Here is a 22,571-nt window from a genome sequence, read left to right on the forward strand (position 1 = left end):
GGTTGACCTAAGGTCGAATAAGTTGATTCAACAATTGGATAAATGAAGGAAAAATCGATTGCTTTATCTATTTTTCGAATCAAGTGATCTTTTGGGAGTAGTTCTTCCAAGGAAATCATTATGTATTGGTCTCTTCCATTCAGTGGGTGTTTTGACATCATTTCTTCTACGCTTCTTATCTATTAAATATGAAATAAAAACGTGGACATCATCCCTTTTTTGGACTTTGTCTACAGTCTGAGGTTAAAACGGAATGATTTTAGTCTTTTTTATTTTGATGAAAGTTAGGTAAAGGAGCTAGTACGTTCTAATATAAAAAATATCCCAGTATGGATTATCAACGGGACAAAAGCTAGACAGCTATCAAATTCATTTTTCTTCTGTTTTACCACGCTTTTACCTATTTGGCTACCCTGCCACTATACAGAAGAAAAGTGAAAGAATAACGTAGGAGTTCATTTAGTAGCTCTCCCGCTTCTGAAGAGTTAGGAAGATTTTTTGCAAGTAAGTATGACGGAGTAATCTACAATTTTCTTATAAAAGTAACCTTTATTATCTGTTCAAAACAGTACTTAGTTTATTGATGATTATTTTCAGTTTAATATTAATATACATATTTTGTTTTTTTGTGTAGTTATATAAATATGTGTTTAAAGAGAATTGTTATTTAAAATAGAAAACATATAAAAATTATTTTTGCGATTTATCTGCATTTAATTTGATTTTTATTTTTAAAAATTACATAAAGATATTTTTGAGTTACTTTGAGTTAACTTTATGATATGATGGATCTGTATTTTTTAAATTTTTTAAAGGGGTTGGTGAAATGAAGAAAAAAGTAATTCAAATTATTATTATATTTGTTATGTTATGTCAAACACTGATGCCATCAGTGTTATATGCCATGGAAAAGAATGGTCAGACGCCATCACCAGTTTATGTAGTCAATTCAACAATGAAAAAGGTAATTGATAAAAGTAAGGTAAGCGAAGTTTTGAAAGAATCAGAAGTTATCAAGCAAGATTATACGCTTCTTGAACCTATAGCTTTATTTTCAGTAATAGAAGATGAAGTAGTTGAAGAAGCATATTTTCCAATCATGGTTCAAAAAAATATAGCTGCACTTGTTCATTACATGCCAAGATCAGACTGCTATGAGTTGGAAAAGGAATCGATAGTAAAAGAAATCGTATCTCGTCGTTTAGAGACTACGGTGACAACACCATTAATACTAGCATCTGTTGACAATCACATTATTGGAAAAGACGATGTAGGGATGTACAATTTTTCCGAGCCACAAATGCCTGAGCCTGAGATTGAGCAGTTGTTTTGGCAAGTCGACTTATCTACTATCAATTTATCTAATACAAAAAATCTTTACTTAGAATTAGAAACAGAAGAAAATTCAATTACTAAGGATGATAAGAAAGAGACAGAAACTGTTGATAGTGAGAAAATACAAACAGAAGTAGCGGACACTCTGGAAACTATGACATCTGAAGAAAAGGAAATACAGGCACAAGAAGTAGTACCTAAGTTATCAAAATCTATTAAAAGGGAAACAAAGATTGTTAATAAGTATGAGCCAGCAGAAATAGACTATACACAAGGATTAGTGAAGGGGCAAGACTATTATTCAGGCAGTAATAGTCATTGGCTGTCTCGGAATGATTTATATCTGTTAATCAAATCTAAAGATGGAAAGTATTCCTACACAAGACGTATCTGTACAAGTAGTTATAGTAATGTCTATATTAACAAAGAAGGGATTGATCGAGTTTATTATGAACAGTTAGGTGGTGAGAAGGGAACAGCTGAAAATATTGGCGGATATTCCAAGAATGCTATACAGTTTCAATTTAGGCCAGAATACTATTTATTTTATAAGGATTATAAAGGAAAAGATACCTACCAAGGAAAAGATTTAAATGATTTGTTAAACTGGTTAAATTTTTGGACAGAAAACGAAATCTCTCTTGTACGTAAAACGACTCCAATAGATATTGAAATTGATGTGCGAGAAAAAAATACTGGCATCAATTTTGAGCCAGCCAAAATTGACTACACACAAGAATTAGTAAAAAGTGAAGATTATTATTCTGGTGGAAACAGCCATTGGCTGTCTCGGAATGATTTATATCTGTTAATCAAATCTAAAGATGGAAAGTATTCCTACACAAGACGTATCTGTACAAGTAGCTATAGTAATGTCTATATTAACAAAAAAGGAATTGATCGAGTTTATTATGAACAGTTAGGTGGAGAGAAGGGAACAGCTGAAAATATTGGTGGATATTCCAATAATGCCATACAGTTTCAATTCAAACCAGAATACTATATATTCTATAAGAATTATAAAGAAAAAGATACTTATCAAGGAAAAGATTTAAATGATTTGTTAAACTGGTTAAATTTTTGGACAGAAAATGAAATTTCTCTTGTCAGAGAATCAGAGATCGATTTACTTGTAGCTCAAAAAAACAATGAAATTAGAGATTGGAAATTCTTCAAAGAAGGACGAACTACAGCTAAAGATCAATACTATTCTCTATCATTAAATGAAACAACTCGCTTAAATATTAATGCCACAGGGAATGCATATAAAACGTTCAAGGTATACAATAAACAAAGGCAAAAATATTTTGAGCTAACCTATTATAAGATGTCGGATATATTAGATTTGCCCGCTGGGGATTATTATCTATCATTAACAGGTATTAATTCAAATACGACCTTTCAAATGACTAAGGGTACCTTTGTTAATTATCGACTTTCGGTTGATACGACATCGGAAAGAACAAATATTTATATAAATAATCGCTTTAGTCAACAGTTAACAACAATTTATGAACCCTATCATAAAAAAACAGGAGCTAATACAGCTGTTGAAGTAACTAATACATTGGCAACAATTTGGAATAATTCTATGGTTCATTATGATGAATTAGACAAATTGTTTGGAAGTAATCATTTATTTCGTCAGCCGACGCTTCAACAAGCTAATGTGCCAAATATAGGCTATCAACCATTAGTAGCGAACTCGCGTAATTCATCCATGCAATATATCGGACGAAACAATTATTATGCCAACAAGACATTATTTAATCCAGTAATAGGTCCGCAACAAAGAGTTGTAGTAGTTGATGATCTGCTTTTTCTTGCCTTTTTGGCTACAGCAGCTGTATATTCAGCATATGTCATTAATACGAATAGCACAGATATAAATTTAACAATGCCTCAGGTTCAATTGCCTGATATGGGAAACTGGCTAAAAATTGATAGTGAGATCGAACGTACAGAATTGGATAAAGCAATAAAAGATGGTCTTCCAGCTAAAAAGCACAAAGTAATTCCAAATGAAGAGAAAAAAAATTTTAGAGGAGATGGGGAACCTAATTCCTCACAAGATTTATTAAATCCAGATGGTTCAGTAAAACGAAGAAGATATTATGATGCTGATGGAAAAGCTTTAGAGGACATAGATTACAATCACTCAGACGATGGGACACATGATTTTCCGCATAGGCATGAATGGGATTGGAGCAAGAATCCGCCAAGACAAAAAGAGAAAAAAGACTAAGGGAGAGAAAAGTAGATGAATTATATTCATGATTATGAAATAGATAGGTTTAGTATAGACTTCAAAGAAAGTAAGATAGTGATGGAGGTGTCTCTTGAATCCCAAAAAAAGCAAATTATATTTTCTGGTGTTTTTACTTACAAATTTGAAGAAGAAATGCCTTATAGTTGTATTTCTGATTTAGAAGAAATGCCTATGGTTAGTTTTTTTAAGGAGAATAAAGATTTACTAGCTCAAAATAAAAAGTATGCGTGGCCTGTAAGATACAATACATTAGAAGACTTGAACGATAAAATAAAGCAGGCAAATGTGCGCTATTTTGTATTAGATTCTTCCTACGGTTTAAATGGATGGGTTCTGGCAGAAAAAGTAGAGATTGTTGAAGTGTGATAACTGTGGATAGATGTCATTAATAAAAATAATACAGTTAGATATTTAACAATGGCTCAGGTTCAATTACCTAATATACGCAGTTGGTTTGATATTGTACAATGCATTGGAGTAGAGGATGTTCCGCCGGTAGACGCAGGAAGGTTAACTTAAAGGAGAGCAACTTCCTAATGTAACAAGGGTTTGGGATACCGGAAAAACAGTTGGTCAAAATGGAGAAACGGGCGTGAGAGTTCATATAGATGGAAAAGGAAATATTCATGGTTATCCTGTAAATCCCAAGCAATATTTAAAGTAATAGGTACAAAGGAAGGTGAAAGGGATGCTTCATACACCGATAGGAAATTTAAAAATTCTAATTGATGAAAAAGAAGTTAAGTATATGGAAAAAGAATTGATTAAAAAATCAAAAGTTTTTAGTGTAGATAGAAGAATAGAGATTCGAGTAATTGAGGATTTAAATAAAATGAAATATAGTACTGTTAAAATTATTATTAATAATCTTCCAGTGAAATCCTGTGTAGAAACAAGGGAAGATCTTCAATTAATAAGTTTCTATTATAAAAATTTGAAATTAAGTATGGGTACAAAAGAACTTTCAGGAGCTTTGTATAATATCTAGATAATGGAATTGAAATGAAATTACTTAACGCTGAGAATATAATGTTGTATATTGCTTGGTTAGAAATGGAAGATGTAGAATTAGAGGATGTATTCACTTGGTATGCAGCTGATCCTACTCCGTAATAATGACAACAAAGAGTTGTCGTAGTTGATGATTTTTAGCTACAACTACTGTATTATTCGACGTATCAAATTAATACAAATTAAACTTAACAATGCTTTTAGACTGATACGGAAAACTGGCTAAAAGTTGATAGTGAGATCGAACGTACAGAATTGGATAAAGCAATAAAAGATGGACTTCCAGCTAAAAAGCACAAAGTAATTCGGAATGATAAAAATGAAAATGTAAGTTTAGATGGTGATGGGGAACCTAATTCCTCACAAGATTTTCCGCATGGGCATGAATGGGATTGGAGCAAGAATCCGCCAAGACAAAAAGATAAAAATTACTAAAGGAGAAAGGAAACAAATGAATTATATTAATTACATTCATGATTATGAAATAGATGGATACAGCGTTGATTTTAAAGAAAGTAGAATCGTAATAGATGTCTCTCTTGAGTCAAAACAAAAGAAAATTATATTTTCTGGTGTTTTTGCTTATAAATTTGATAACGAAATGCCTTACAGTATTATTTTTGATTTAGAAGAAAAACCGGTAGATAGCTTTTTTGTAGGAAATAAAGACTTATTGGATCGTACCAAACGAAAGATCTGGCCTGTAAGATACAGTACATTAGAAGATTTAAAAGATAAAATAATACAAGCGGATGTGCATTATTTTGTGTTAGGTTCTTCTTATGGGTTAAGTGGATGGGTTTTATCAGAAAAGATAGAGATTGTTGATGTTTGATAACTATGGATAGATGTCAATAATATAGACAAAAAGCAGCTGTCTTGTTCTATTATTTTTGATTTAAAAGAACTGCCAAGAATTTATAGTGTGAAACGAAAGTATTTTTTGCTTTTGTTTCACATTTTTTTCGTATTTTTTCAATCCTTAACTTTATGCACGAAACAGCATTTTTTTCAAAAAAACTGAACAAAATTAGAAAAAGATAGAATTTTCAGAAAAAAAAGATTATTTTTTCAATTTTAGATTGCATTAGAATATCTGACTGTGTATGATCTGTGAATAGAGATGATGAGCCAAATTTCTTTTGAAATCAGTTATAAAAAGAAAGATTTTTTTGATTGATTTCATTTATGCTTAGTAGCGAAAGAAGGAGAAGCCTATGGAAGAAAAAAATCAATTGAAAAGACAAATGAAAACCAGACATATCACGATGCTGGCTCTAGGCGGAGCGATCGGTGCAGGTCTGTTTAAAGGAAGCGGCGAAGCGATTGATTTAGCGGGACCTTCGGTATTACTCGCTTTTATTTTTTGTGGTGTTATTTTATTTATGGTGATGACAGGTCTTGGCAAATTAGTTTTAGAAGATCAAAAGCAGCATGGTCTTTCGGGATTGGTTCAGCCTTATCTTGGTTTACATACTGCAGATTTTATTGATTGGCTCTACTGGTCGATGTGGATGATCAATATTATTGCTGAAGCGGTGGCCGCCGCCAGTTTTTTGCAGCTTTGGTTTCCCGATATACCGGCATGGGTTTTCGTTTTGATACTCGCTCTTTTGACAACAACCATCAATCTCTTCTCGGTGCGTTTGTTTGCAGAAACTGAATATTGGCTTTCCTGGGCTAAAATCAGCGTGGTAATTGCGTTGATTATGATTGGTGTATATTTGGTGGGTACACAAGTTTTTCAGCTTGGTTTTTTACCGACTTTCTGTCAAATCACAGCGCATGGCGGCTTTGCGCCACATGGTATTCAAGGATTTATCAATTCGTTGTTAGTGGTGATTTATTCCTATGGCGGCTCGGAGTTGGTGGCGATCACGATCAGTGAAGCAGAAAATCCTAAGAAAGCCATTCCTAAAGCTATTAGAGGGGTCATGACGCGAATTACCGCTTTTTATATTATTCCATTGTTTCTTTTGTTGATTATTTATCCGTGGAATCAGCTAGCTGATCCAAATGTTAGCCCGTTTGTAATGGTCTTTCAAAAGATCCATCTGCCTTTTGCGTCAGATATCGTTAATTTGGTAATTATTTTAGCTTTGTTTTCTTCGATAAATTCAGGAATCTATGCCTCTTCGCGGATTTTGTATTTCCGCTTGAGCAACAATGGGAACGCGCAACATAAATTTATCGCTTTGAATAAAAATAGTGTCCCGCAAAGAGCGATTCTGTTTTGCAGCGGTACATTATATCTTGGTGTTGTTCTTTCGTATTTTCTAGGGGATAAACTATTCGGGTATTTGGCGGGTTCTCTTTCCTACACAGTCCTGTTGATCTGGCTATTGATTAGTCTGGCGGCATTAATATTAGCCATAAAACAAAAACAATTCTTCAGAAAATGTTATTTGAGTTTGGCCATAGTTTCGCTGCTATTGCTGTTTGTCGGTATTTTAGTCACAAATTCGCTTGCAGTAACTGGATTTACAGCTGTGTTGTATGCGATTATTTTTCTAAGCTACTATCGTCAGACTAGGCAAAATAATAAAAAATAAGTGTAAAGTTCGTTTTGTTTAGAAGAAATTTTGTTTAAATTAGATAAAAAGTAAAAAATTTTTTTGAAAAGGGTTAAAGCTAACTCCTAGTTATGTTAAACTAAATAAGTTAATTAATAATAAGGAGTGATATTTATGGGAGAAACACCAAATGAAGTAAAAGGTTGGAATTGGGGAGCTTTTATGTTCAATATTATCTGGGGGATTGGGAATAGAACTTATTTACCTTTACTTTGTTTAATTCCGCTATTTAATATTGTATGGGTATTTGTTTGCGGATTTAAAGGAAATGAATGGGCTTGGCAAAGCGGCCAATTCCTAATAGAAGATATTGATACATTTAAGGAAATACAAAAAACATGGAATAGAGCAGGGTTTGTCTGTTTTATTCTAGCAATTGCTATTATTGTTCTTTATATAGTTTTAGCCGTTACCCTTTTTAGTTACATTTTTCAACAATACCCAAGCTACTAATAATTCGTTTTTAGGATAGAGATGCTCTCTATCCTATTTTCTTTATCGTGAAATGTTGGTGGAACTGAAATAATTGTAGAATAACTAGGGTGTGTTAAGAGTCGATAAATTATGCTAAAATAAAAGAATATTATACAGATAAAAAGAGGAGTGAGTTCATGAAAGCCTTAATTAACGGTCGTGAATTAGCTGATAAGATGCAGGACCAAATCAAAACGGAAGTTGCCGAACTTCAAAAAAACGGTATTCGCCCGGGTCTTGTCGTATTATTAGTAGGTGAAAATCCGGCAAGTCAAACGTATGTAAAAAACAAAGACTTAGCCGCTGCAAAGATTGGTATTCATTCTAAAATTGAACGTTTGCCGGAATCAATCTCAGAAGCAGAATTGCTTGCGTTGATTCAACAGTATAATCAAGATTCCGCCTTTCATGGCATTTTAGTTCAATTGCCGCTACCTAAGCACATTGATGAAGAAAAGGTGCTTTTGGCTATTGATCCTAAAAAGGATGTAGATGGGTTTCATCCGATGAATATGGGCCAGCTGTTGATCGGTGAGCCAACGATGATTCCATGTACGCCCTATGGTATTATGAAAATGTTTGAAGCATACAATATTGAGTTGGCTGGAAAACGAGCGGTGGTGATTGGTCGCAGTAATATTGTCGGTAAACCAATGGCACAGCTTATGATGATGAAAGATGCTACTGTAACCATTGCTCATTCTAAAACAGCGGATTTAGCAGCTGTCGCAAGAGAAGCAGATATCTTAGTCGTGGCGATTGGCCGTGGTCATTTTGTGACGAAGGAATTTGTCAAACCGGGTGCAGTCGTAATTGACGTAGGCATGAATCGCGATGCCAACGGTAAATTAATCGGTGACGTTAAATTTGATGAAGTAGCTGAAATAGCAGATTATATTACACCAGTACCAAAGGGCGTCGGTCCAATGACGATTACGATGCTGATGTATCAAACAGTGGCGGCAGCTAAAAAACAAAAGTAAGGTGAGAAGATGGAGCAGCAATATTTAACAGTTACGGCCTTAACCAAATATTTAAAACGTAAATTCGATGCTGATCCATATCTGGAACGCGTTTATTTAACCGGTGAAATTTCTAATTTTCGCTTGCGTCCCAATGCACATCAATATTTTAGCTTGAAGGATGACGGAGCGAAAATTTCTGCGCTTATGTTCAAATCGGCTTTTCAAAAGCTGAGATTTCAGCCAAAAGAAGGCATGAAGGTTCTGGTTATCGGGCGTATTTCTCTTTATGAGAGTGGCGGCTCTTATCAGATTTATGTTGAGCATATGGAACCTGACGGCGTTGGAGCACTTTATCAGGCGTTGGCGGAACTGCGGGAAAAATTAGGCAAAGAAGGGCTTTTTGAAGGGCCAAAAAAAACATTACCGAGATATCCGAAACGCATTGCGGTTGTGACCAGTCCCAGCGGCGCTGTGATTAGAGATATTATCACGACAGTCAAAAGGCGCTATCCCATCGCGCAGATCGTGCTATTTCCAACCTTGGTACAGGGCGATCAGGCCGCGGCTAATATTGTTGAGAATATTCAGCGGGTAGAAGCGTTGGGAACATTTGATACAATGATTATCGGGCGCGGCGGCGGTTCGATTGAGGACTTGTGGCCGTTTAATGAGGAAAAGGTAGCTAGAGCAATTTATCAGGCGAACACGCCGATTATTTCTTCCGTTGGTCATGAAACAGATGTCACAATTGCGGATATGGTAGCCGATGTTCGCGCAGCGACACCAACCGCGGCGGCAGAGCTGGCTGTACCGGTGTTAACGGAAGAGCTCGTACGCATTAATAACTGGCAAACACGCTTGGAGCAAAGCTTTTTATATCAGCTGCAGCAAAAAACAGAACGTTATCAGCGGTTGAAAAATTCTTATGTTTTTAAACAGCCGGAGCGCTTGTATGAAGGACAGACCATTAAGCTGGATCGTATGACGCAGCAGTTGGTTCAGTCGATGGAAACTGTTTACCATAAAAAGCAACGGACAGCACAAGAAATCATAAACCAATTCAGCCAATATTCTCCTAAAGGACAGATTAGAGAAAGCAAGCAGCAGCTTAGCTATTTAAATAAGTCGTTAACCGATCGTATGGAGCAATACATGAAAGACAAGCAAAAGCAGTTTACCTCTGCCGTTCAGCAACTGGATTTGTTAAGCCCATTAAAGATTATGGGGCGCGGCTATAGTTATACAACAAAAGAGGAACAAGTGATTAAGTCAGTGGCAGAGCTTAAAACAAATGAAGAAATTCGTATACATTATGTCGACGGTGTCGTAGATGCTGTAATCAAACAAGTAGCGGAAGAGGAGTAAATGATGGCAAAAGAAAAAGCAGTAGAAAAAACCTTTGAAGAATCATTAACTGAATTAGAGCAAATCGTCCAACGCCTTGAGCGTGGCGATGTTCCCTTAGAAGAAGCTTTGGCTGCCTTTCAGGAAGGAATGGCCTTAAGCAAACAATGTCAGGATACGCTAGAAAATGCGGAAAAAACTTTGGCTAAGGTAATGAAGAATAATGAAGAAGTCCCGTTTGAAGAGAGTGGGGAAAACGAATGAAAGACTTCGCTGATTTTCGTGAGCAGCATCTTCCGCTTATTGAAAAAGAAATGGCAGCTTTCATTAACGAATATACAACAAATGACCTGCTGAAAGAAGCGATGCTTTATTCCATTCAAGCAGGCGGTAAACGATTTCGACCACTTTTAATTATGGCAGTGCTCGACTCGTTTAACAAGCAGGCAGAAGTTGCAGACTATCAAGTCAGTGCAGCCTTGGAAATGGTTCATACGTATTCACTGATTCATGATGATTTGCCAGCGATGGATGATGATGACTTAAGACGTGGCAAACCAACGAACCACAAAGTTTACGGCGAAGCACAGGCGATTTTGGCCGGTGACGGTCTGCTTACGGCCGCTTTTCAGCTGTTGTCGCTGAGCCGACTGCAGGCAGATCAGAAGATCTTGTTGATTCAACTGTTAAGTAAAGCGGCTGGGACTCAAGGAATGGTCGCAGGTCAGGCGGGCGATTTGCAGGGTGAAGAGCGTTCCTTGTCATTAGAAGAATTAGTAGAGGTTCACGAAAAGAAAACTGGGGCATTGATCGAATTTGCACTTTTAGCGGGCGGTATTTTGGCCCAACAGCCTGAAGTGATTGTGGAGTTGTTGGGCACATTTGCCAAGCATTTAGGCTTAGCCTTTCAAATCAAAGATGACTTGCTGGATGCCACCAGCTCAGAAGCAGTGCTAGGAAAGCAGGTCGGCCGGGATGCAGCGCTGCATAAAAGTACCTATCCTGCGTTATTGGGCTTAACAGGAGCTAAGGCAGCTTTGGAGGAACAACTGACGTGCGGCATGGCAATCATAGAAGAAATTAAACAAACCAGCAGTGATTTTCAACCGGAGTTATTACAAGAACTATTAGAACAGCTGCGTTTATCATAGAAAGAAGGCCCTTATGAAAAAAGAGCGTGTAGATGTTTTAGCGTTTAATCAAGGATTATTTGAAACAAGAGAAAAGGCGAAGCGAGCGGTAATGGCTGGCTTAGTTTATAATGATAAAAATGAACGGCTGGACAAACCGGGAGAAAAAATTTTTGTGGAAACACCACTTCAAATCAAAGGACAATCACTTCCATATGTTTCGCGCGGCGGCCTTAAGCTGGAAAAAGCGTTAAAGGTATTTCAGATCGATGTAGCTGGGAAAACGATGCTGGATATTGGGGCATCTACCGGCGGCTTCACCGATGTTGCGCTGCAAAATGGCGCGCGTTTAAGCTATGCGCTGGATGTTGGCTATAATCAGCTGGCTTGGAAAATCCGTCAGGATGCGCGCGTGGTTGTGATGGAGCGGACCAATTTCCGCTACAGCGTTCCGGAGGATTTTAAGGAAGGCACTCCTGATATGGCGACAATCGATGTTTCCTTCATATCATTGAAGCTTATTTTACCGCCGCTTAAAAAGATTTTGAAGCCCAACGGTACAGTGATTGCGCTTATCAAGCCACAGTTTGAAGCCGGCAAGGAGCTGGTTGGGAAAAAAGGCATCGTGCGGGATCCGGACGTCCATAAGCTGGTCTTGAAAGATATTTTGACGTTTGCACAGGCGCAGGGCTATACAGTCAGCGGCTTGGATTATTCGCCAATTACCGGCGGTGAAGGCAATATTGAATTTTTGACCCAGCTTACTTTAGCTGAAAGTGAAGACCGGGATCTTTCTACAAGGATTGATGAGGTTGTCGCTGCGGCACATGAAAAACTTAAAAATTAAGGAATAAGATTGAGGTGAAGTGAAAAGTCCTTTGCTTTAATCTTGTTTTTTATTCTTTCAAATTGAATAAAAATACGCTATGATAAAGTGGAAATAGCTGAGAACCTGTGTCTTATTTCAAAAGCTGGAGGAATGCACCTCTAACGACTACGGTTTCACCAGGAAAAGGAGTCATGGAACATGAGAAAAAAAGATCGGCATCGTCTGATTACCCGACTGTTAGCGGATAAAAATATACAAAAACAAGAGGACTTTGTTACTTATTTACAGGAAAAAGGCGTGGAAGTAACACAAGCGACGATTTCTCGTGATATTAAAGAAATGAAGCTGATTAAGGTTCCTTCAGCAGAAGGCGGTTATCGTTATAGTATGCCGGCTGAAACCAAGGAAGCAACCTCTGTAAAACTTGAAAAATTATTAAAAGATGCATTTGTTTCCGTTGATCAAATGGAAAAGCAGGTTATTTTGCGTACTATACCAGGGAATGCAGCGGCTGTTTCGACATTGATCAAACGCCAATACAAGGAAATCGTGTTTGCGGCAATCAATGATGATGACAGTGTGTTGATTATTGCTCGAACTGAGAACGATGCTGAATTTTTAAAAAATGAATTTTTCCGATATTTATAAATTGAGGTGAATAAACGCATGTTGCAAGAACTTTCAGTAAAAAACTTTGCTATTATTTCTTCTTTACAATTAGAATTTCAAATGGGCATGACTGTTCTTACTGGAGAAACAGGTGCTGGAAAATCAATCATTATTGATGCGATGGGCTTATTAACCGGTGGTAGAGGCTCCAGCGATTATATTCGTCAGGGAGCGTCAAAATGCACGTTGGAAGGCTTGTTTACCATGCCGAAAAATCAGGAATTGATTAACCTGCTAGAAGAGCTGGGGATTGAACGAGATGATGATGCCTTGGTCATTCAGCGGGATATTTCTGCTTCGGGGAAAAATGTCTGTCGCGTGAATGGCCGAATTATTAATATTGCGAATTTGCGCAAAATCGGTGAGTTTCTTGTTGATATTCACGGACAAAACGAGCATCAGGAATTGATGCAAAGTGAAAGACATATTCATATGTTGGATGATTTCGGTGGCAAAGAATTGCTTAAGCGTAAAGAACAATACGAAAACAGTTATTCTGAATACCGTATGATTGCAACGAAGGTTAGAAATCGCCAAAAAAATGAAAAAGAATTCGCGCAGCGGATGGATATGCTGCAGTTTCAAAGTGATGAAATTGCCGGCGCACAGCTAGTTGTAGGCGAGGAAGAGCAACTGCTGGAAGAACGCAATAAATTGGGAAACTTCCAAAAAATTGCGGATGCACTGGCGATCAGCTACGGTGCAATTAATGGTGAAAGTGACAGCAGCTTGGATAAAATTGGCTATGCGATGAATGAACTGCAGTCCATTGAGTCCTTGGATCCAGAATATAAGGCGATTTCAGAAGCGGTTCAAAACAGCTATTATCTTTTGCAGGAAGCAAGTGCGGATTTAGCCAGAAATATTGATAGTTTGGAGCTGGATGAGAATCGTTTGAATGAAGTCGAAAATCGCTTAGAGCTGATTCGCCAAATGAAGCGGAAATACGGTGAGTCCATCGAAACGATCCTAGCTTACTATCAAGAAATTACGCGGGAGCTGGCAGATGCGGACTTTTTAGAAGGGAAGACCGGCGAGCTGGAATCTCTTTTAATTGAAAAGAAAAACCAAGTCATTAAGCATGGGCTGCAATTACGTGAAATGAGAAAAAAGGTAGCGGAACAGCTTGAGAAGAATATTCTTCATGAATTAAAGGAATTATACATGGAGCGGACAGAATTTGACGTGCGCTTTACTGAGCTGCCGAAGGATCAGTTTACAGAAGAGGGCTTGGATCAAGTGGAATTTTATATTACAACGAATCCCGGCGAACCGTTAAAACCGCTGGTGCGGGTGGCATCCGGTGGGGAGCTTTCACGAGTGATGCTGGCTCTAAAAACAATTTTTTCAAAATCGCAGGGGATTACAAGTATCGTATTTGACGAAGTGGATACGGGCGTGAGCGGTCGTGTGGCGCAAGCGATTGCTGACAAGATCTACCAAATTTCGGAAAATTCACAGGTATTATGTATTACTCATCTGCCGCAAGTAGCAGCCGTTGCTGATTATCAATACTTCATTGAAAAAGAAATTGTAGGCGAACGGACGGAAACCAAGGTTCGTCGTTTAAAACAGGAAGAGCGCGTGACAGAAATTGCCCGCATGCTTTCAGGCAGCGAAATTACCAAGTTAACCGTTGAGCATGCCGAAGAATTATTAAGCATGGCGGGAAAAGAACGTCATTAATTTTTTGATAAATAAAAAACAACAGAATCTTCATTCAAGCTTTTAACAAAAGCCCGAGTGATTATTCTGTTGTTTATTTTGTTGTTACATGTTCATAATGGCAGTCAAAATTGTTGAGCCGACGATCGCAATCAGCATCAACCATACAACGACTTTAGTCACCTTAGAAAAGGTACTGGTCTTTTTATCGTTCATTGATTACACACTTCCTTATTTTTTGCTTTCTTTAGTGTACAACCTTTTCTGAAAAACGGCAACTAAAATTTTCATAGAAGGTTACGTTTTTTTAACTTGCGGGTGACAAAAATACACGTTGCAGTTGTAATGACAAAGATCCACCAAAACGCATCATCCCGATCTGCAAACGGTAATTTAACGTTCATGCCAAAGATTCCGCCGATAATTGTTGGAATGGTTAAAACAATCGTTAAAGAGGTTAAGATTTTCATAACATTATTCAAGTTGTTTGAAACAATGGCTGAAAAAGTGTCCGTGATTTTATCTACTAGCTTCAGCTGAATTTGTGTCGTCGTGGCAGCTTGCTGCATTTCAATTAAAATATCGTGTAACCTTGGCAGATGAGTTCTAGGATTTTTAAAGATTTTAGCTCCATACAATAAATTCATTACCTGTAAATTTGAGTCAATAGCGGATTCAAAATAGACAAGGCCTTTTTGGATATCCATCATTTGATAGAGCTGACTATTTTCTGTCGAAACTTTCAATTCGCCTTCCAGCTTATCTGTTTGTTTAATCAGCTCTTTTAGAAAATAATTATAAGAAATAGCAACCTGCCAAGAGAGGTATAATACTAAGGTTTCTTGAATAGATAAATGATTATCCGGAATAGCTCTAGCGAATACATGCTTTAGAAAATCAGTCGATCGATTGACCACAGTAATAACCTTTCCGTCCGTTGTCAGAATAATAGCAAAGGGCAGTGTATTCAATTGTTTGTAGCCGCTAGGGCTGACAGTAGCATGAGGATATTGCAGCAGCAATAACGCAGGTTCTTCCAACGCGTTTTGGTGCAAGCCTTCCACACGGGAATTTTCACTCTCATCCAGTACACCTGTGATATAATCTTTAGGAAGTTTATAAGTTGTGACCAGATGATTGATTTCTTCTTCTGAAGGCTGTTCTACCGCGAGCCACAACGTGTCCTCAGTATCTGTTTCAGAAGAAACAAAATGATCATTGTCTAATTTTAAATAATTAATCAAAACGCCACCTCATTTTTAATAAGTGTTTACTAAACATAATTATAATGTAGTTGGTCAATTTTGGGCTAATAAAACCCTTGGAAAACAAGTATTATTTAAGCACGAACTTTTAAACGAACTGAAACATCTATGTAAAGTAAATGAAGTATAGTTAACTAAGTGTGTTATGAAAGGAATTGTTAGTAAATGATGTCGTTTTCAATCATTATGTTATTTTGGTATGTTTTTCCAGTTGTTGTTCTATTCGCGTGTAATTATATTATTTCAACGTTTTCGTTGACAGAACGTTTTAAGATAAAAGCGCCGGATATCTCCATTCCCTTTTTATTTATTGGGTTGAATGAATTATCAAAAGATAGTTATGGACAATCAATTGTTCCTTATATGATTATTTCCGTTTTATTATTAGGAATTTGCGTAGCAATATTCCAAGCATACTACTACGGAGAGATTCTTTACGGCAGATATTTTAAGATGTTTTGGCGAATCGTATTTCTATTGAGCTTGATTATGTATGTCGCGTTGATTTTATTAAATATGGCGCATTATTTGTAAGTCTGCTTGATTTTATTTTTTGTAATAATTTTAAAACTCTTATTTAAAGAACTAATGATATTTATTCAATAAATTCTATCAAATAAAGGGTTTTGAGCTCTTGTATGCACAAGTAAATTAAGAAGAAATGTTACAAAGTTTTTAAATAACAATTAAATGGCAGAAGATTTTTCATTTTTTGTGGTAGAAAGTGGTAGGATGTGGTAGACTGTTTCTATCAAGTGGAAAAGTGGGGAATATTGGCTATGTTTATGGGTGAATTTCAACATAATATAGATGCCAAAGGCCGCCTCATCGTACCAGCAAAATTTCGTGAGGAATTAGGCGAAAAATTTGTGGTAACTAGAGGATTGGATGGCTGTTTATTTGGTTATCCCATGTCCGAGTGGGAGCAGCTAGAAGAAAAGTTGAAAGAAATGCCCTTAGCTAAGAAAGACGCCCGCACCTTTGTCCGCTTTTTTTATTCGGCTGCTACCGAGTGTGAGATTGATAAGCAAGGCAGAATTAACATTCCTGCTACACTTAGAACGCACGGCAGTTTAGAAAAATCTTGTGTCATTATTGGCGTTTCAAACCGAATTGAGATTTGGGATGAAGCACGCTGGCAGGAATTTTCTACTGAAGCCGAAGAAAATTTTGACGACATTGCAGAAACAATGATTGATTTTGGTTTTTAGAAAGAGGAACATTATGACGAAGGATTTTCAACATTACACTGTTTTATTGAAAGAGACAGTTGATGGCTTACATGTGAAAACAGACGGTGTTTATGTCGATTGCACATTAGGCGGTGCAGGTCATAGTGAATACTTGCTTTCGCAATTAAGCGAAAAAGGGCATCTATATGCCTTTGACCAGGATCAGCGAGCGTTGGATTTTGCAGCGCAGCGTTTGAAAGAATACGTCGATAAAGGGATGGTTACTTTTATCAAGGCAAATTTCAGACATCTTAAGGAAGAATTAGCGAAACATGAAATTTACAAAATTGATGGTATTTTATATGATTTAGGTGTTTCATCTCCACAATTGGATGAAGCAGAACGAGGCTTTAGCTATCATCAGGATGCTCCGCTAGATATGCGGATGGATCAAGACGCAGAGCTTTCTGCTTATGAAGTCATTAATCATTATAGTTATCAGGAATTAGTGAAAATCTTTTTCCGTTATGGGGAAGAAAAATTTTCCAAGCAGGTTGCCCGAGAAATTGAACGTGTTCGTGCAAAGGAACCAATCAAAACCACGGGGGAATTAGTAGAAGTCATCAAAGCAGCTATTCCGGCTCCAGCCAGAAGAAAAGGCGGTCATCCGGCAAAACGGATTTTCCAAGCCGTTCGGATTGCAGTCAACGATGAACTGAGAGTTGTAGAAGAATCATTAGAACAAGCGATTGCTTTGTTGGCAAAAAATGGTCGTATCAGTGTGATAACCTTTCACTCATTAGAAGACCGTATCGTGAAAAGCATGTTTAAAGAATATAGTACAATCCAGGATTTGCCGCCGGGATTACCGGTAATTCCTGACGAGTTTCAACCAACCTTAAAAGTAATCACCAGAAAGCCAATTTTACCGAGTGAGACGGAGTTGGCGGAAAATAATCGCTCAAGAAGTGCTAAACTAAGAATTGCTGAAAAGCTAAAATAATAGAAGAAAGGGGTACCGAAATGGCAGAGTTAAAAAGAATGGAAGATTTTCAATTTGATATTCCGGTAATGGATGAGCCGGCAAATGAAGTTGAAAACCAACCTAAAAAAGTTCAAAAAAATGTCAATCTACCCCAATCTCCTAAAAGAAAGCTGAGAAATATTTCTCTAATGGAAAAAACAATTGGCTTTTTATTATTAGTAGCGATTATTGGTATAGCAGTTCTCACGATTCAAATCCGTACGTCCATTACTCAAATGACAAATCAAATCACTCAGACACAGACAACGATTCAAGAAAAAGAAGAAACAGCTTTAAAACTAGAGCAACAAAAAAACGAATTATCAAAAGCTGACCGTATCAAAGAGATCGCGAAGAAACAAGGTCTTTCTGACCATCTTGAAAATATAAGGAAAGTGAAATAATGAGTATACAAAATAAAATAAAGAATTTTGTCAAAAAGAAGAACTTAAATCCAATGAACAATCGTAAAAAAGTAGGCATTATTTTATTTGCTACGAGTATTGGATTGTTCTTTTTATTTGCCTTTAGATTAACCTATATTGTAGCAGTCGGCAAAGTAGCCGGTACTTCGCTGTCGGAAAAAACAGCTGCCTTGTATCAAGGTAGCAGTGTCGTGAAAGCTAAAAGAGGCGCGATTTTGGATCGCAATGGCGAAGTAATCGCAGAAGATGCTACTTCTTATTCTCTCTATGCTATTTTATCTAAAACTTATTTAGGTGAAGATAATAAAAAACTCTATGCGCAACAAAAAGATTTTTCTGTACTAGCACAAATTATTGCGGATAATACAGAGCTGTCCAAAGAAGAAGCCCTAACCTACTTGAACAAAGGGGTTCATGATGACGGCAGTGTACAATTTCAAGTCGAATTCGGGAATAAAGGGAAGAACATTACCCTAGAACAACGTCAAAAAATCGAAGCAGATCTGAAGAAAAATAAGGTTGCTGGTCTTTACTTTGAAGGCCATCCGGCACGTATTTATCCAAATGGGGTGTTTGCTTCTCATTTTATCGGATACACTAGCTTGGCGGATGCTAAAGATGACTCAAAAGGCTTGGTCGGCAAGATGGGGCTTGAAGAATCTTATAATGATGTGTTGAGCGGAAAAGACGGAAAAATCGAATACGAAAAAGATGTAAACGGCAATCCGCTTCCCGGAACCGTAGCAGACGAAAAGAAAGCCGTTGACGGTAAAGATATCTATACCACGCTAGATGTACGGATTCAAAGTAAATTAGAATCCTTGCTGGATCCGGTGGTAGAAGAATACAAACCTAAAAACTTAACAGCAGTATTAATGAAAGCAAAAACTGGGGAAATACTTGCTATGTCACAACGCCCGTCCTTTAATCCGGAAACCAAAGCAGGCTTGGGCGGCGAAGATGGCACTTGGCAAAATCTTCTAGTCGAAAGTCAATTTGAACCTGGCTCAACAATGAAGGTCTTCACAACGGCTGCAGCGATTCAAGAAGGGAAATTTAACCCGAATGCGACCTTCACTTATCCTACAGGTGGTTATCCGTTAGAGGATAGAAAAGTAAATGACCATGACTTTGGAGCGGTTGGCCCATTAACCTTTAGACAAGCACTTTCTTGGTCAAGTAATGTGGGGATGCTGACCTTGGAACAAAACATGGATCAGTCTGGCGGCGTTTGGAAAAGCTATTTGGAAAAACTCGGTTTTGGTAAATCAACTAATTCAGGTTTAATGGGAGAAATTGCTGGTAATCTGCCGGGAGATAACTGGGTCGATCGCGCAATGTCTTCTTTCGGTCAAGCGGTCGATGTAACGAATTTTCAAATGATGCAGGCTTTTACAGCGATTGCTAATGATGGTTCTATGACTAAGCCACAGTTTATCAGTAAGGTAGTAGATCCTAACACTGGCAAACAAGAAGTAACGCAAACAGAAAAAGTTGGACAGCCTGTCTTTAGTACACAAACAGCCAGTGATGTGCGGACGTATATGATTGATACTGTAGAAGATCCTAATTATGGCATTGCCTACGACATTTACAAAGTACCTGGCTATCATGTCGCAGCCAAAACAGGAACTGCCCAAATTACTGGTGAGGATGGCTATATGAAGGGGCTAACGGATTATACGTATTCTGTTGTTGAAATGGTTCCGGCAGATAATCCAGAATATATTTTGTATTTAACGATGCAAAAACCTCAAAGCTATTCAAACAAAGCATTGGCAGAAATTGCCAATCCATTAATGCAAAAAGTGATGATGGATGATTCAGATACAGAGGCGACGACTACAGACGCTGCTAAATAAATGTTCAATAAAAGGAAAAGGTAAAACAATAAGAGTGGATAATTAGGAGAGATATCATGGAGTGGACACAAATTTTTATTCCCGTAGCAGGCGGGTTTGCTATTACAGTGGCTGTTATGCCATTGTTTATCGGTTATTTCCAAATGAAAAAGCAAGGCCAAACAACACGGGAAGATGGTCCAACCTGGCATAATGTAAAGACAGGAACACCGACAATGGGCGGGCTGGTCTTTTTAGTTGCTAGTTTGATCACTGCTTTATTCACTGGGGTATGGTTGAAGCAGTTAACTCCTTCTTTACTAATTATCCTGTTTATTTTAGTTTTATATGGATTATTAGGATTTTTAGATGATTTTATTAAAGTTTTCAAAAAACGCAATTTGGGATTGAATTCTCGTCAAAAATTAGTTGGTCAAATTCTCGGCGGTATTGTTTTTTATTTAGTGTATCGTTCAGAGGGCTTGCCGGACTCACTTGATTTATTTGGCATCATTACGCTGCCTCTTGGTATTTTGTATGGACTGTTTATTATTTTTTGGTTAGTCGGTTTTTCCAACGCAGTAAATTTGACGGATGGCATCGATGGACTGGTTGCCGGACTAGGTACAATTTCATTTGCCACTTATGCTATCATTGCTTGGAAGCAGCAGCAGTTTGATGTGGTGATTGTTTGTCTAAGTGTTATCGGCGGCTTGTTAGGCTTTTTTCCTTACAATAAAAAGCCGGCTAAAATTTTCATGGGTGATGTAGGCTCTTTAGCATTGGGTGGCTTGTTGGCTGCAATTTCAATTATTCTACGTCAAGAATGGACATTGCTTTTAATCGGATTAGTCTATGTTTGTGAAACTGCTAGTGTTATTTTGCAGGTGACGTCATTTAAATTATTCGGCAAGCGAATTTTTAAAATGTCGCCAATCCATCACCATTTTGAAATGTGTGGCTGGTCTGAATGGAAAATCGATATTGTCTTTTGGCTAACTGGTGCAGTATGCTCTGGCATTGCCCTTTGGCTTGTTCTTTAATAAATGCAGAAAGCGCAGATTTCAACCAACTGTCAGAAGCAGCTTGTAGGAAAATAGATAAACTGCGAATGAAACGAAAAGACGTTTCAATCTTAGTTTTCTAATTTTCTACAAAGCTAATCGCTTCTTCTAGCTTTTCTAAGATAAGGAGAATGTATTATGAATATGATAACAACGTATAAAAATAAAAAAGTCCTTGTTCTTGGGCTTGCTAAGAGTGGCGTAAGTGCAGCAAAATTGCTGCACGAGCTTGGTGCGCTGGTAACTGTCAACGACTTTAAACAATTTGATCAAAATCCTGAAGCCCAAGATTTATTAACCTTGGGTATTCGTGTTGTTACGGGAGGACATCCAATTGAGCTTTTAGATGAGGATTTTTCGCTCGTTGTGAAGAATCCTGGGATTCCGTATAGTAATCCGCTGGTTGAAAAAGCATTGTCGCTAAAGCTTCCTGTGATTACAGAGGTTGAATTGGCGTATCAAATCGCCGAATGCCCGATTATCGGCATTACTGGAACAAATGGAAAAACGACGACAACGACAATGATCGGCTTGCTTTTAAACGCGGAACGTCAGGCAGGAACCGCTCGTTTAGCCGGAAATATCGGGTATCCCGCCAGTGAAGTGGCTGCGGTTGCTACAGCTAAAGATGACATTGTTATGGAGCTTTCCAGCTTTCAATTAATGGGCATTCAAACCTTCCAACCTGAAATTGCAGTCATTACCAATATTTATGAAGCACATTTAGATTATCATGGTTCCAGAGAAGAATATGTTCAGGCTAAATGGCAAATTCAAAAAAATATGACCGCTTCCGACTTTTTGGTTTTGAATTGGAATCAGGAAGAATTGCAGAGGTTAAGCCGTACAACTAAAGCTAAAATTATCCCTTTTTCAACTAAAGAAAAAGTCGCCGGTGCTTATCTTGAAGGAGATAAGATCTATTATAACGAAGAATATATTATGCTTGCTTCAGAACTAGGCGTGCCCGGCAGTCATAATGTTGAAAATGCGCTAGCCGCAATTGCTGTAGCTAAGCTAAAAGGAGTTCCCGCAGCGCATATCAGACAAGCGTTGATGCTCTTTACTGGTGTGCCTCACCGCACACAATATATAGGTGAAGTAGCCGGACGTAAATTCTATAACGATTCAAAAGCAACGAATATCTTAGCTGCGGAAATGGCTTTAAGCGGCTTTGAGCATTCTTCATTAATTTTATTAGCAGGTGGTTTGGATCGCGGAAACAGCTTTGATGAATTAATTCCTTCCTTAAAAGGCTTAAAAGCAGTTGTCCTTTTTGGTGAAACCAAAGACAAGCTGTATGAAGCAGCACAAGCAGCTGGAGTTAAAACTATAAAAATGACTGAAAATGTGGAATCGGCAGTTCGAGATGCCTATGATTTTTCTGAAAAAAATGATACTATTCTATTATCGCCCGCATGTGCTAGTTGGGATCAGTATCCCAATTTTGAGATACGCGGAGATAAGTTTATTCAAGCAATGAATCAGTTAAAAGACATAGAAAAGTGAGATAATT

23 protein-coding genes and 1 pseudogene are annotated in these 22,571 nt (G+C 37.5%); 21 read left to right on the forward strand and 3 right to left on the reverse strand.

From position 1 onward, the window contains the following. Positions 1-158: pseudogene (locus ABH902_RS08430) on the reverse strand (IS5/IS1182 family transposase); the annotation flags it as partial. Between the two features lie 668 nt (positions 159-826). On the opposite strand from ABH902_RS08430, the gene ABH902_RS08435 reads away from it, so the two are divergent. The 14 genes from ABH902_RS08435 to recN all read left to right on the forward strand — a co-directional run bounded on the left by ABH902_RS08435 (position 827) and on the right by recN (position 14,285). Further along, on the forward strand, positions 827-3,580 hold the full coding sequence (locus ABH902_RS08435) for a hypothetical protein (protein WP_404590273.1): 2,754 nt from the start codon (positions 827-829) through the stop codon (positions 3,578-3,580). Between the two features lie 15 nt (positions 3,581-3,595). After that, the gene (locus ABH902_RS08440) at positions 3,596-3,970 is read left to right on the forward strand and encodes a hypothetical protein (RefSeq protein WP_404590274.1); all 375 of its coding nucleotides are present in this window, start codon (positions 3,596-3,598) and stop codon (positions 3,968-3,970) included. Positions 3,971-4,292: 322 nt separating this feature from the next. Beyond that, positions 4,293-4,592 (forward strand): hypothetical protein, encoded by a 300-nt coding sequence (locus ABH902_RS08445; protein WP_404590275.1) that lies wholly within the window; start codon positions 4,293-4,295, stop codon positions 4,590-4,592. A 278-nt stretch (positions 4,593-4,870) separates the two neighbouring features. Further along, entirely contained in the window at positions 4,871-5,050 is a 180-nt protein-coding gene (locus ABH902_RS08450; RefSeq protein WP_404590276.1) for a hypothetical protein, read from the forward strand. 16 nt (positions 5,051-5,066) lie between these two features. After that, positions 5,067-5,450, forward strand: a complete 384-nt coding sequence (locus tag ABH902_RS08455) for a hypothetical protein (protein ID WP_404590277.1) — start codon at positions 5,067-5,069, stop codon at positions 5,448-5,450. Between the two features lie 382 nt (positions 5,451-5,832). After that, positions 5,833-7,167: an amino acid permease gene (locus ABH902_RS08460; protein WP_404590278.1), complete on the forward strand. Its 1,335-nt coding sequence runs from the start codon at positions 5,833-5,835 to the stop codon at positions 7,165-7,167. Between the two features lie 135 nt (positions 7,168-7,302). Beyond that, the gene (locus ABH902_RS08465) at positions 7,303-7,641 is read left to right on the forward strand and encodes a ribonuclease G (protein WP_404590279.1); all 339 of its coding nucleotides are present in this window, start codon (positions 7,303-7,305) and stop codon (positions 7,639-7,641) included. Positions 7,642-7,799: 158 nt separating this feature from the next. After that, positions 7,800-8,645: a bifunctional methylenetetrahydrofolate dehydrogenase/methenyltetrahydrofolate cyclohydrolase gene (locus tag ABH902_RS08470; RefSeq protein WP_404590280.1), complete on the forward strand. Its 846-nt coding sequence runs from the start codon at positions 7,800-7,802 to the stop codon at positions 8,643-8,645. A 9-nt stretch (positions 8,646-8,654) separates the two neighbouring features. After that, entirely contained in the window at positions 8,655-9,992 is a 1,338-nt protein-coding gene (gene xseA, locus ABH902_RS08475) for an exodeoxyribonuclease VII large subunit (RefSeq protein ID WP_404590281.1), read from the forward strand. 3 nt (positions 9,993-9,995) lie between these two features. Beyond that, complete coding sequence (locus ABH902_RS08480; RefSeq protein ID WP_404590389.1) at positions 9,996-10,235, forward strand: exodeoxyribonuclease VII small subunit; 240 nt, start codon at positions 9,996-9,998, stop codon at positions 10,233-10,235. Continuing rightward, positions 10,232-11,122, forward strand: coding sequence for a polyprenyl synthetase family protein (locus ABH902_RS08485; RefSeq protein ID WP_404590282.1), 891 nt, complete (start codon positions 10,232-10,234; stop codon positions 11,120-11,122). The genes ABH902_RS08480 and ABH902_RS08485 overlap by 4 nt, the downstream gene beginning before the upstream one ends. A gap of 13 nt (positions 11,123-11,135) precedes the next feature. Then, positions 11,136-11,948, forward strand: a complete 813-nt coding sequence (locus ABH902_RS08490; RefSeq protein ID WP_404590283.1) for a TlyA family RNA methyltransferase — start codon at positions 11,136-11,138, stop codon at positions 11,946-11,948. A 180-nt stretch (positions 11,949-12,128) separates the two neighbouring features. Beyond that, positions 12,129-12,578, forward strand: coding sequence for an arginine repressor (locus ABH902_RS08495; protein ID WP_404590284.1), 450 nt, complete (start codon positions 12,129-12,131; stop codon positions 12,576-12,578). An 18-nt stretch (positions 12,579-12,596) separates the two neighbouring features. Next, positions 12,597-14,285 carry a DNA repair protein RecN gene (recN, locus tag ABH902_RS08500; RefSeq protein ID WP_404590285.1) on the forward strand — a complete coding sequence of 563 codons (1,689 nt, stop codon included), beginning with the start codon at positions 12,597-12,599 and terminating at the stop codon, positions 14,283-14,285. Positions 14,286-14,369: 84 nt separating this feature from the next. Here the strand turns inward: recN and ABH902_RS08505 are convergent, their stop codons facing one another. Both ABH902_RS08505 and ABH902_RS08510 read right to left on the reverse strand, forming a co-directional pair. Beyond that, the gene (locus tag ABH902_RS08505) at positions 14,370-14,480 is read right to left on the reverse strand and encodes a DUF4044 domain-containing protein (protein WP_404590286.1); all 111 of its coding nucleotides are present in this window, start codon (positions 14,478-14,480) and stop codon (positions 14,370-14,372) included. A gap of 71 nt (positions 14,481-14,551) precedes the next feature. Further along, entirely contained in the window at positions 14,552-15,508 is a 957-nt protein-coding gene (locus ABH902_RS08510) for a magnesium transporter CorA family protein (RefSeq protein WP_404590287.1), read from the reverse strand. Positions 15,509-15,694: 186 nt separating this feature from the next. On the opposite strand from ABH902_RS08510, the gene ABH902_RS08515 reads away from it, so the two are divergent. From ABH902_RS08515 to murD, 7 genes are all read left to right on the forward strand, one after another. Continuing rightward, complete coding sequence (locus tag ABH902_RS08515; RefSeq protein ID WP_404590288.1) at positions 15,695-16,063, forward strand: DUF3397 domain-containing protein; 369 nt, start codon at positions 15,695-15,697, stop codon at positions 16,061-16,063. Between the two features lie 245 nt (positions 16,064-16,308). After that, a complete protein-coding gene (gene mraZ, locus ABH902_RS08520; RefSeq protein ID WP_154774396.1) occupies positions 16,309-16,740 on the forward strand; it encodes a division/cell wall cluster transcriptional repressor MraZ in 432 nt (143 codons plus the stop codon). 13 nt (positions 16,741-16,753) lie between these two features. Beyond that, positions 16,754-17,704, forward strand: a complete 951-nt coding sequence (rsmH, locus tag ABH902_RS08525) for a 16S rRNA (cytosine(1402)-N(4))-methyltransferase RsmH (protein ID WP_404590289.1) — start codon at positions 16,754-16,756, stop codon at positions 17,702-17,704. A 20-nt stretch (positions 17,705-17,724) separates the two neighbouring features. Next, on the forward strand, positions 17,725-18,129 hold the full coding sequence (gene ftsL / locus ABH902_RS08530; RefSeq protein ID WP_404590290.1) for a cell division protein FtsL: 405 nt from the start codon (positions 17,725-17,727) through the stop codon (positions 18,127-18,129). Beyond that, entirely contained in the window at positions 18,129-20,012 is a 1,884-nt protein-coding gene (locus tag ABH902_RS08535) for a penicillin-binding transpeptidase domain-containing protein (RefSeq protein ID WP_404590291.1), read from the forward strand. Before ftsL ends, ABH902_RS08535 begins: the two co-directional genes overlap by 1 nt. A gap of 56 nt (positions 20,013-20,068) precedes the next feature. Continuing rightward, on the forward strand, positions 20,069-21,034 hold the full coding sequence (mraY, locus tag ABH902_RS08540) for a phospho-N-acetylmuramoyl-pentapeptide-transferase (protein ID WP_404590292.1): 966 nt from the start codon (positions 20,069-20,071) through the stop codon (positions 21,032-21,034). Between the two features lie 159 nt (positions 21,035-21,193). After that, complete coding sequence (gene murD, locus ABH902_RS08545) at positions 21,194-22,564, forward strand: UDP-N-acetylmuramoyl-L-alanine--D-glutamate ligase (RefSeq protein ID WP_404590293.1); 1,371 nt, start codon at positions 21,194-21,196, stop codon at positions 22,562-22,564. Positions 22,565-22,571: the final 7 nt, after the last annotated feature.

This window comes from Enterococcus sp. UD-01, assembly GCF_044909655.1.
Lineage (GTDB): Bacteria > Bacillota > Bacilli > Lactobacillales > Enterococcaceae > Enterococcus_L.

Coding starts and splice junctions, on each gene's coding strand:
- ABH902_RS08490 (WP_404590283.1), top strand. CDS start 11,136: ATGAAAAAAGAGCGTGTAGATGTTTTAGCGTTTAATCAAGGATTATTT.
- ABH902_RS08445 (WP_404590275.1), top strand. CDS start 4,293: ATGCTTCATACACCGATAGGAAATTTAAAAATTCTAATTGATGAAAAA.
- recN (WP_404590285.1), top strand. CDS start 12,597: ATGTTGCAAGAACTTTCAGTAAAAAACTTTGCTATTATTTCTTCTTTA.
- ABH902_RS08435 (WP_404590273.1), top strand. CDS start 827: ATGAAGAAAAAAGTAATTCAAATTATTATTATATTTGTTATGTTATGT.
- ABH902_RS08440 (WP_404590274.1), top strand. CDS start 3,596: ATGAATTATATTCATGATTATGAAATAGATAGGTTTAGTATAGACTTC.
- ABH902_RS08505 (WP_404590286.1), bottom strand. CDS start 14,480: ATGAACGATAAAAAGACCAGTACCTTTTCTAAGGTGACTAAAGTCGTT.
- xseA (WP_404590281.1), top strand. CDS start 8,655: ATGGAGCAGCAATATTTAACAGTTACGGCCTTAACCAAATATTTAAAA.
- ABH902_RS08535 (WP_404590291.1), top strand. CDS start 18,129: ATGAGTATACAAAATAAAATAAAGAATTTTGTCAAAAAGAAGAACTTA.
- mraZ (WP_154774396.1), top strand. CDS start 16,309: ATGTTTATGGGTGAATTTCAACATAATATAGATGCCAAAGGCCGCCTC.
- ABH902_RS08515 (WP_404590288.1), top strand. CDS start 15,695: ATGATGTCGTTTTCAATCATTATGTTATTTTGGTATGTTTTTCCAGTT.
- ftsL (WP_404590290.1), top strand. CDS start 17,725: ATGGCAGAGTTAAAAAGAATGGAAGATTTTCAATTTGATATTCCGGTA.
- mraY (WP_404590292.1), top strand. CDS start 20,069: ATGGAGTGGACACAAATTTTTATTCCCGTAGCAGGCGGGTTTGCTATT.
- murD (WP_404590293.1), top strand. CDS start 21,194: ATGAATATGATAACAACGTATAAAAATAAAAAAGTCCTTGTTCTTGGG.
- ABH902_RS08460 (WP_404590278.1), top strand. CDS start 5,833: ATGGAAGAAAAAAATCAATTGAAAAGACAAATGAAAACCAGACATATC.
- ABH902_RS08455 (WP_404590277.1), top strand. CDS start 5,067: ATGAATTATATTAATTACATTCATGATTATGAAATAGATGGATACAGC.
- ABH902_RS08495 (WP_404590284.1), top strand. CDS start 12,129: ATGAGAAAAAAAGATCGGCATCGTCTGATTACCCGACTGTTAGCGGAT.
- ABH902_RS08480 (WP_404590389.1), top strand. CDS start 9,996: ATGGCAAAAGAAAAAGCAGTAGAAAAAACCTTTGAAGAATCATTAACT.
- rsmH (WP_404590289.1), top strand. CDS start 16,754: ATGACGAAGGATTTTCAACATTACACTGTTTTATTGAAAGAGACAGTT.
- ABH902_RS08485 (WP_404590282.1), top strand. CDS start 10,232: ATGAAAGACTTCGCTGATTTTCGTGAGCAGCATCTTCCGCTTATTGAA.
- ABH902_RS08465 (WP_404590279.1), top strand. CDS start 7,303: ATGGGAGAAACACCAAATGAAGTAAAAGGTTGGAATTGGGGAGCTTTT.
- ABH902_RS08470 (WP_404590280.1), top strand. CDS start 7,800: ATGAAAGCCTTAATTAACGGTCGTGAATTAGCTGATAAGATGCAGGAC.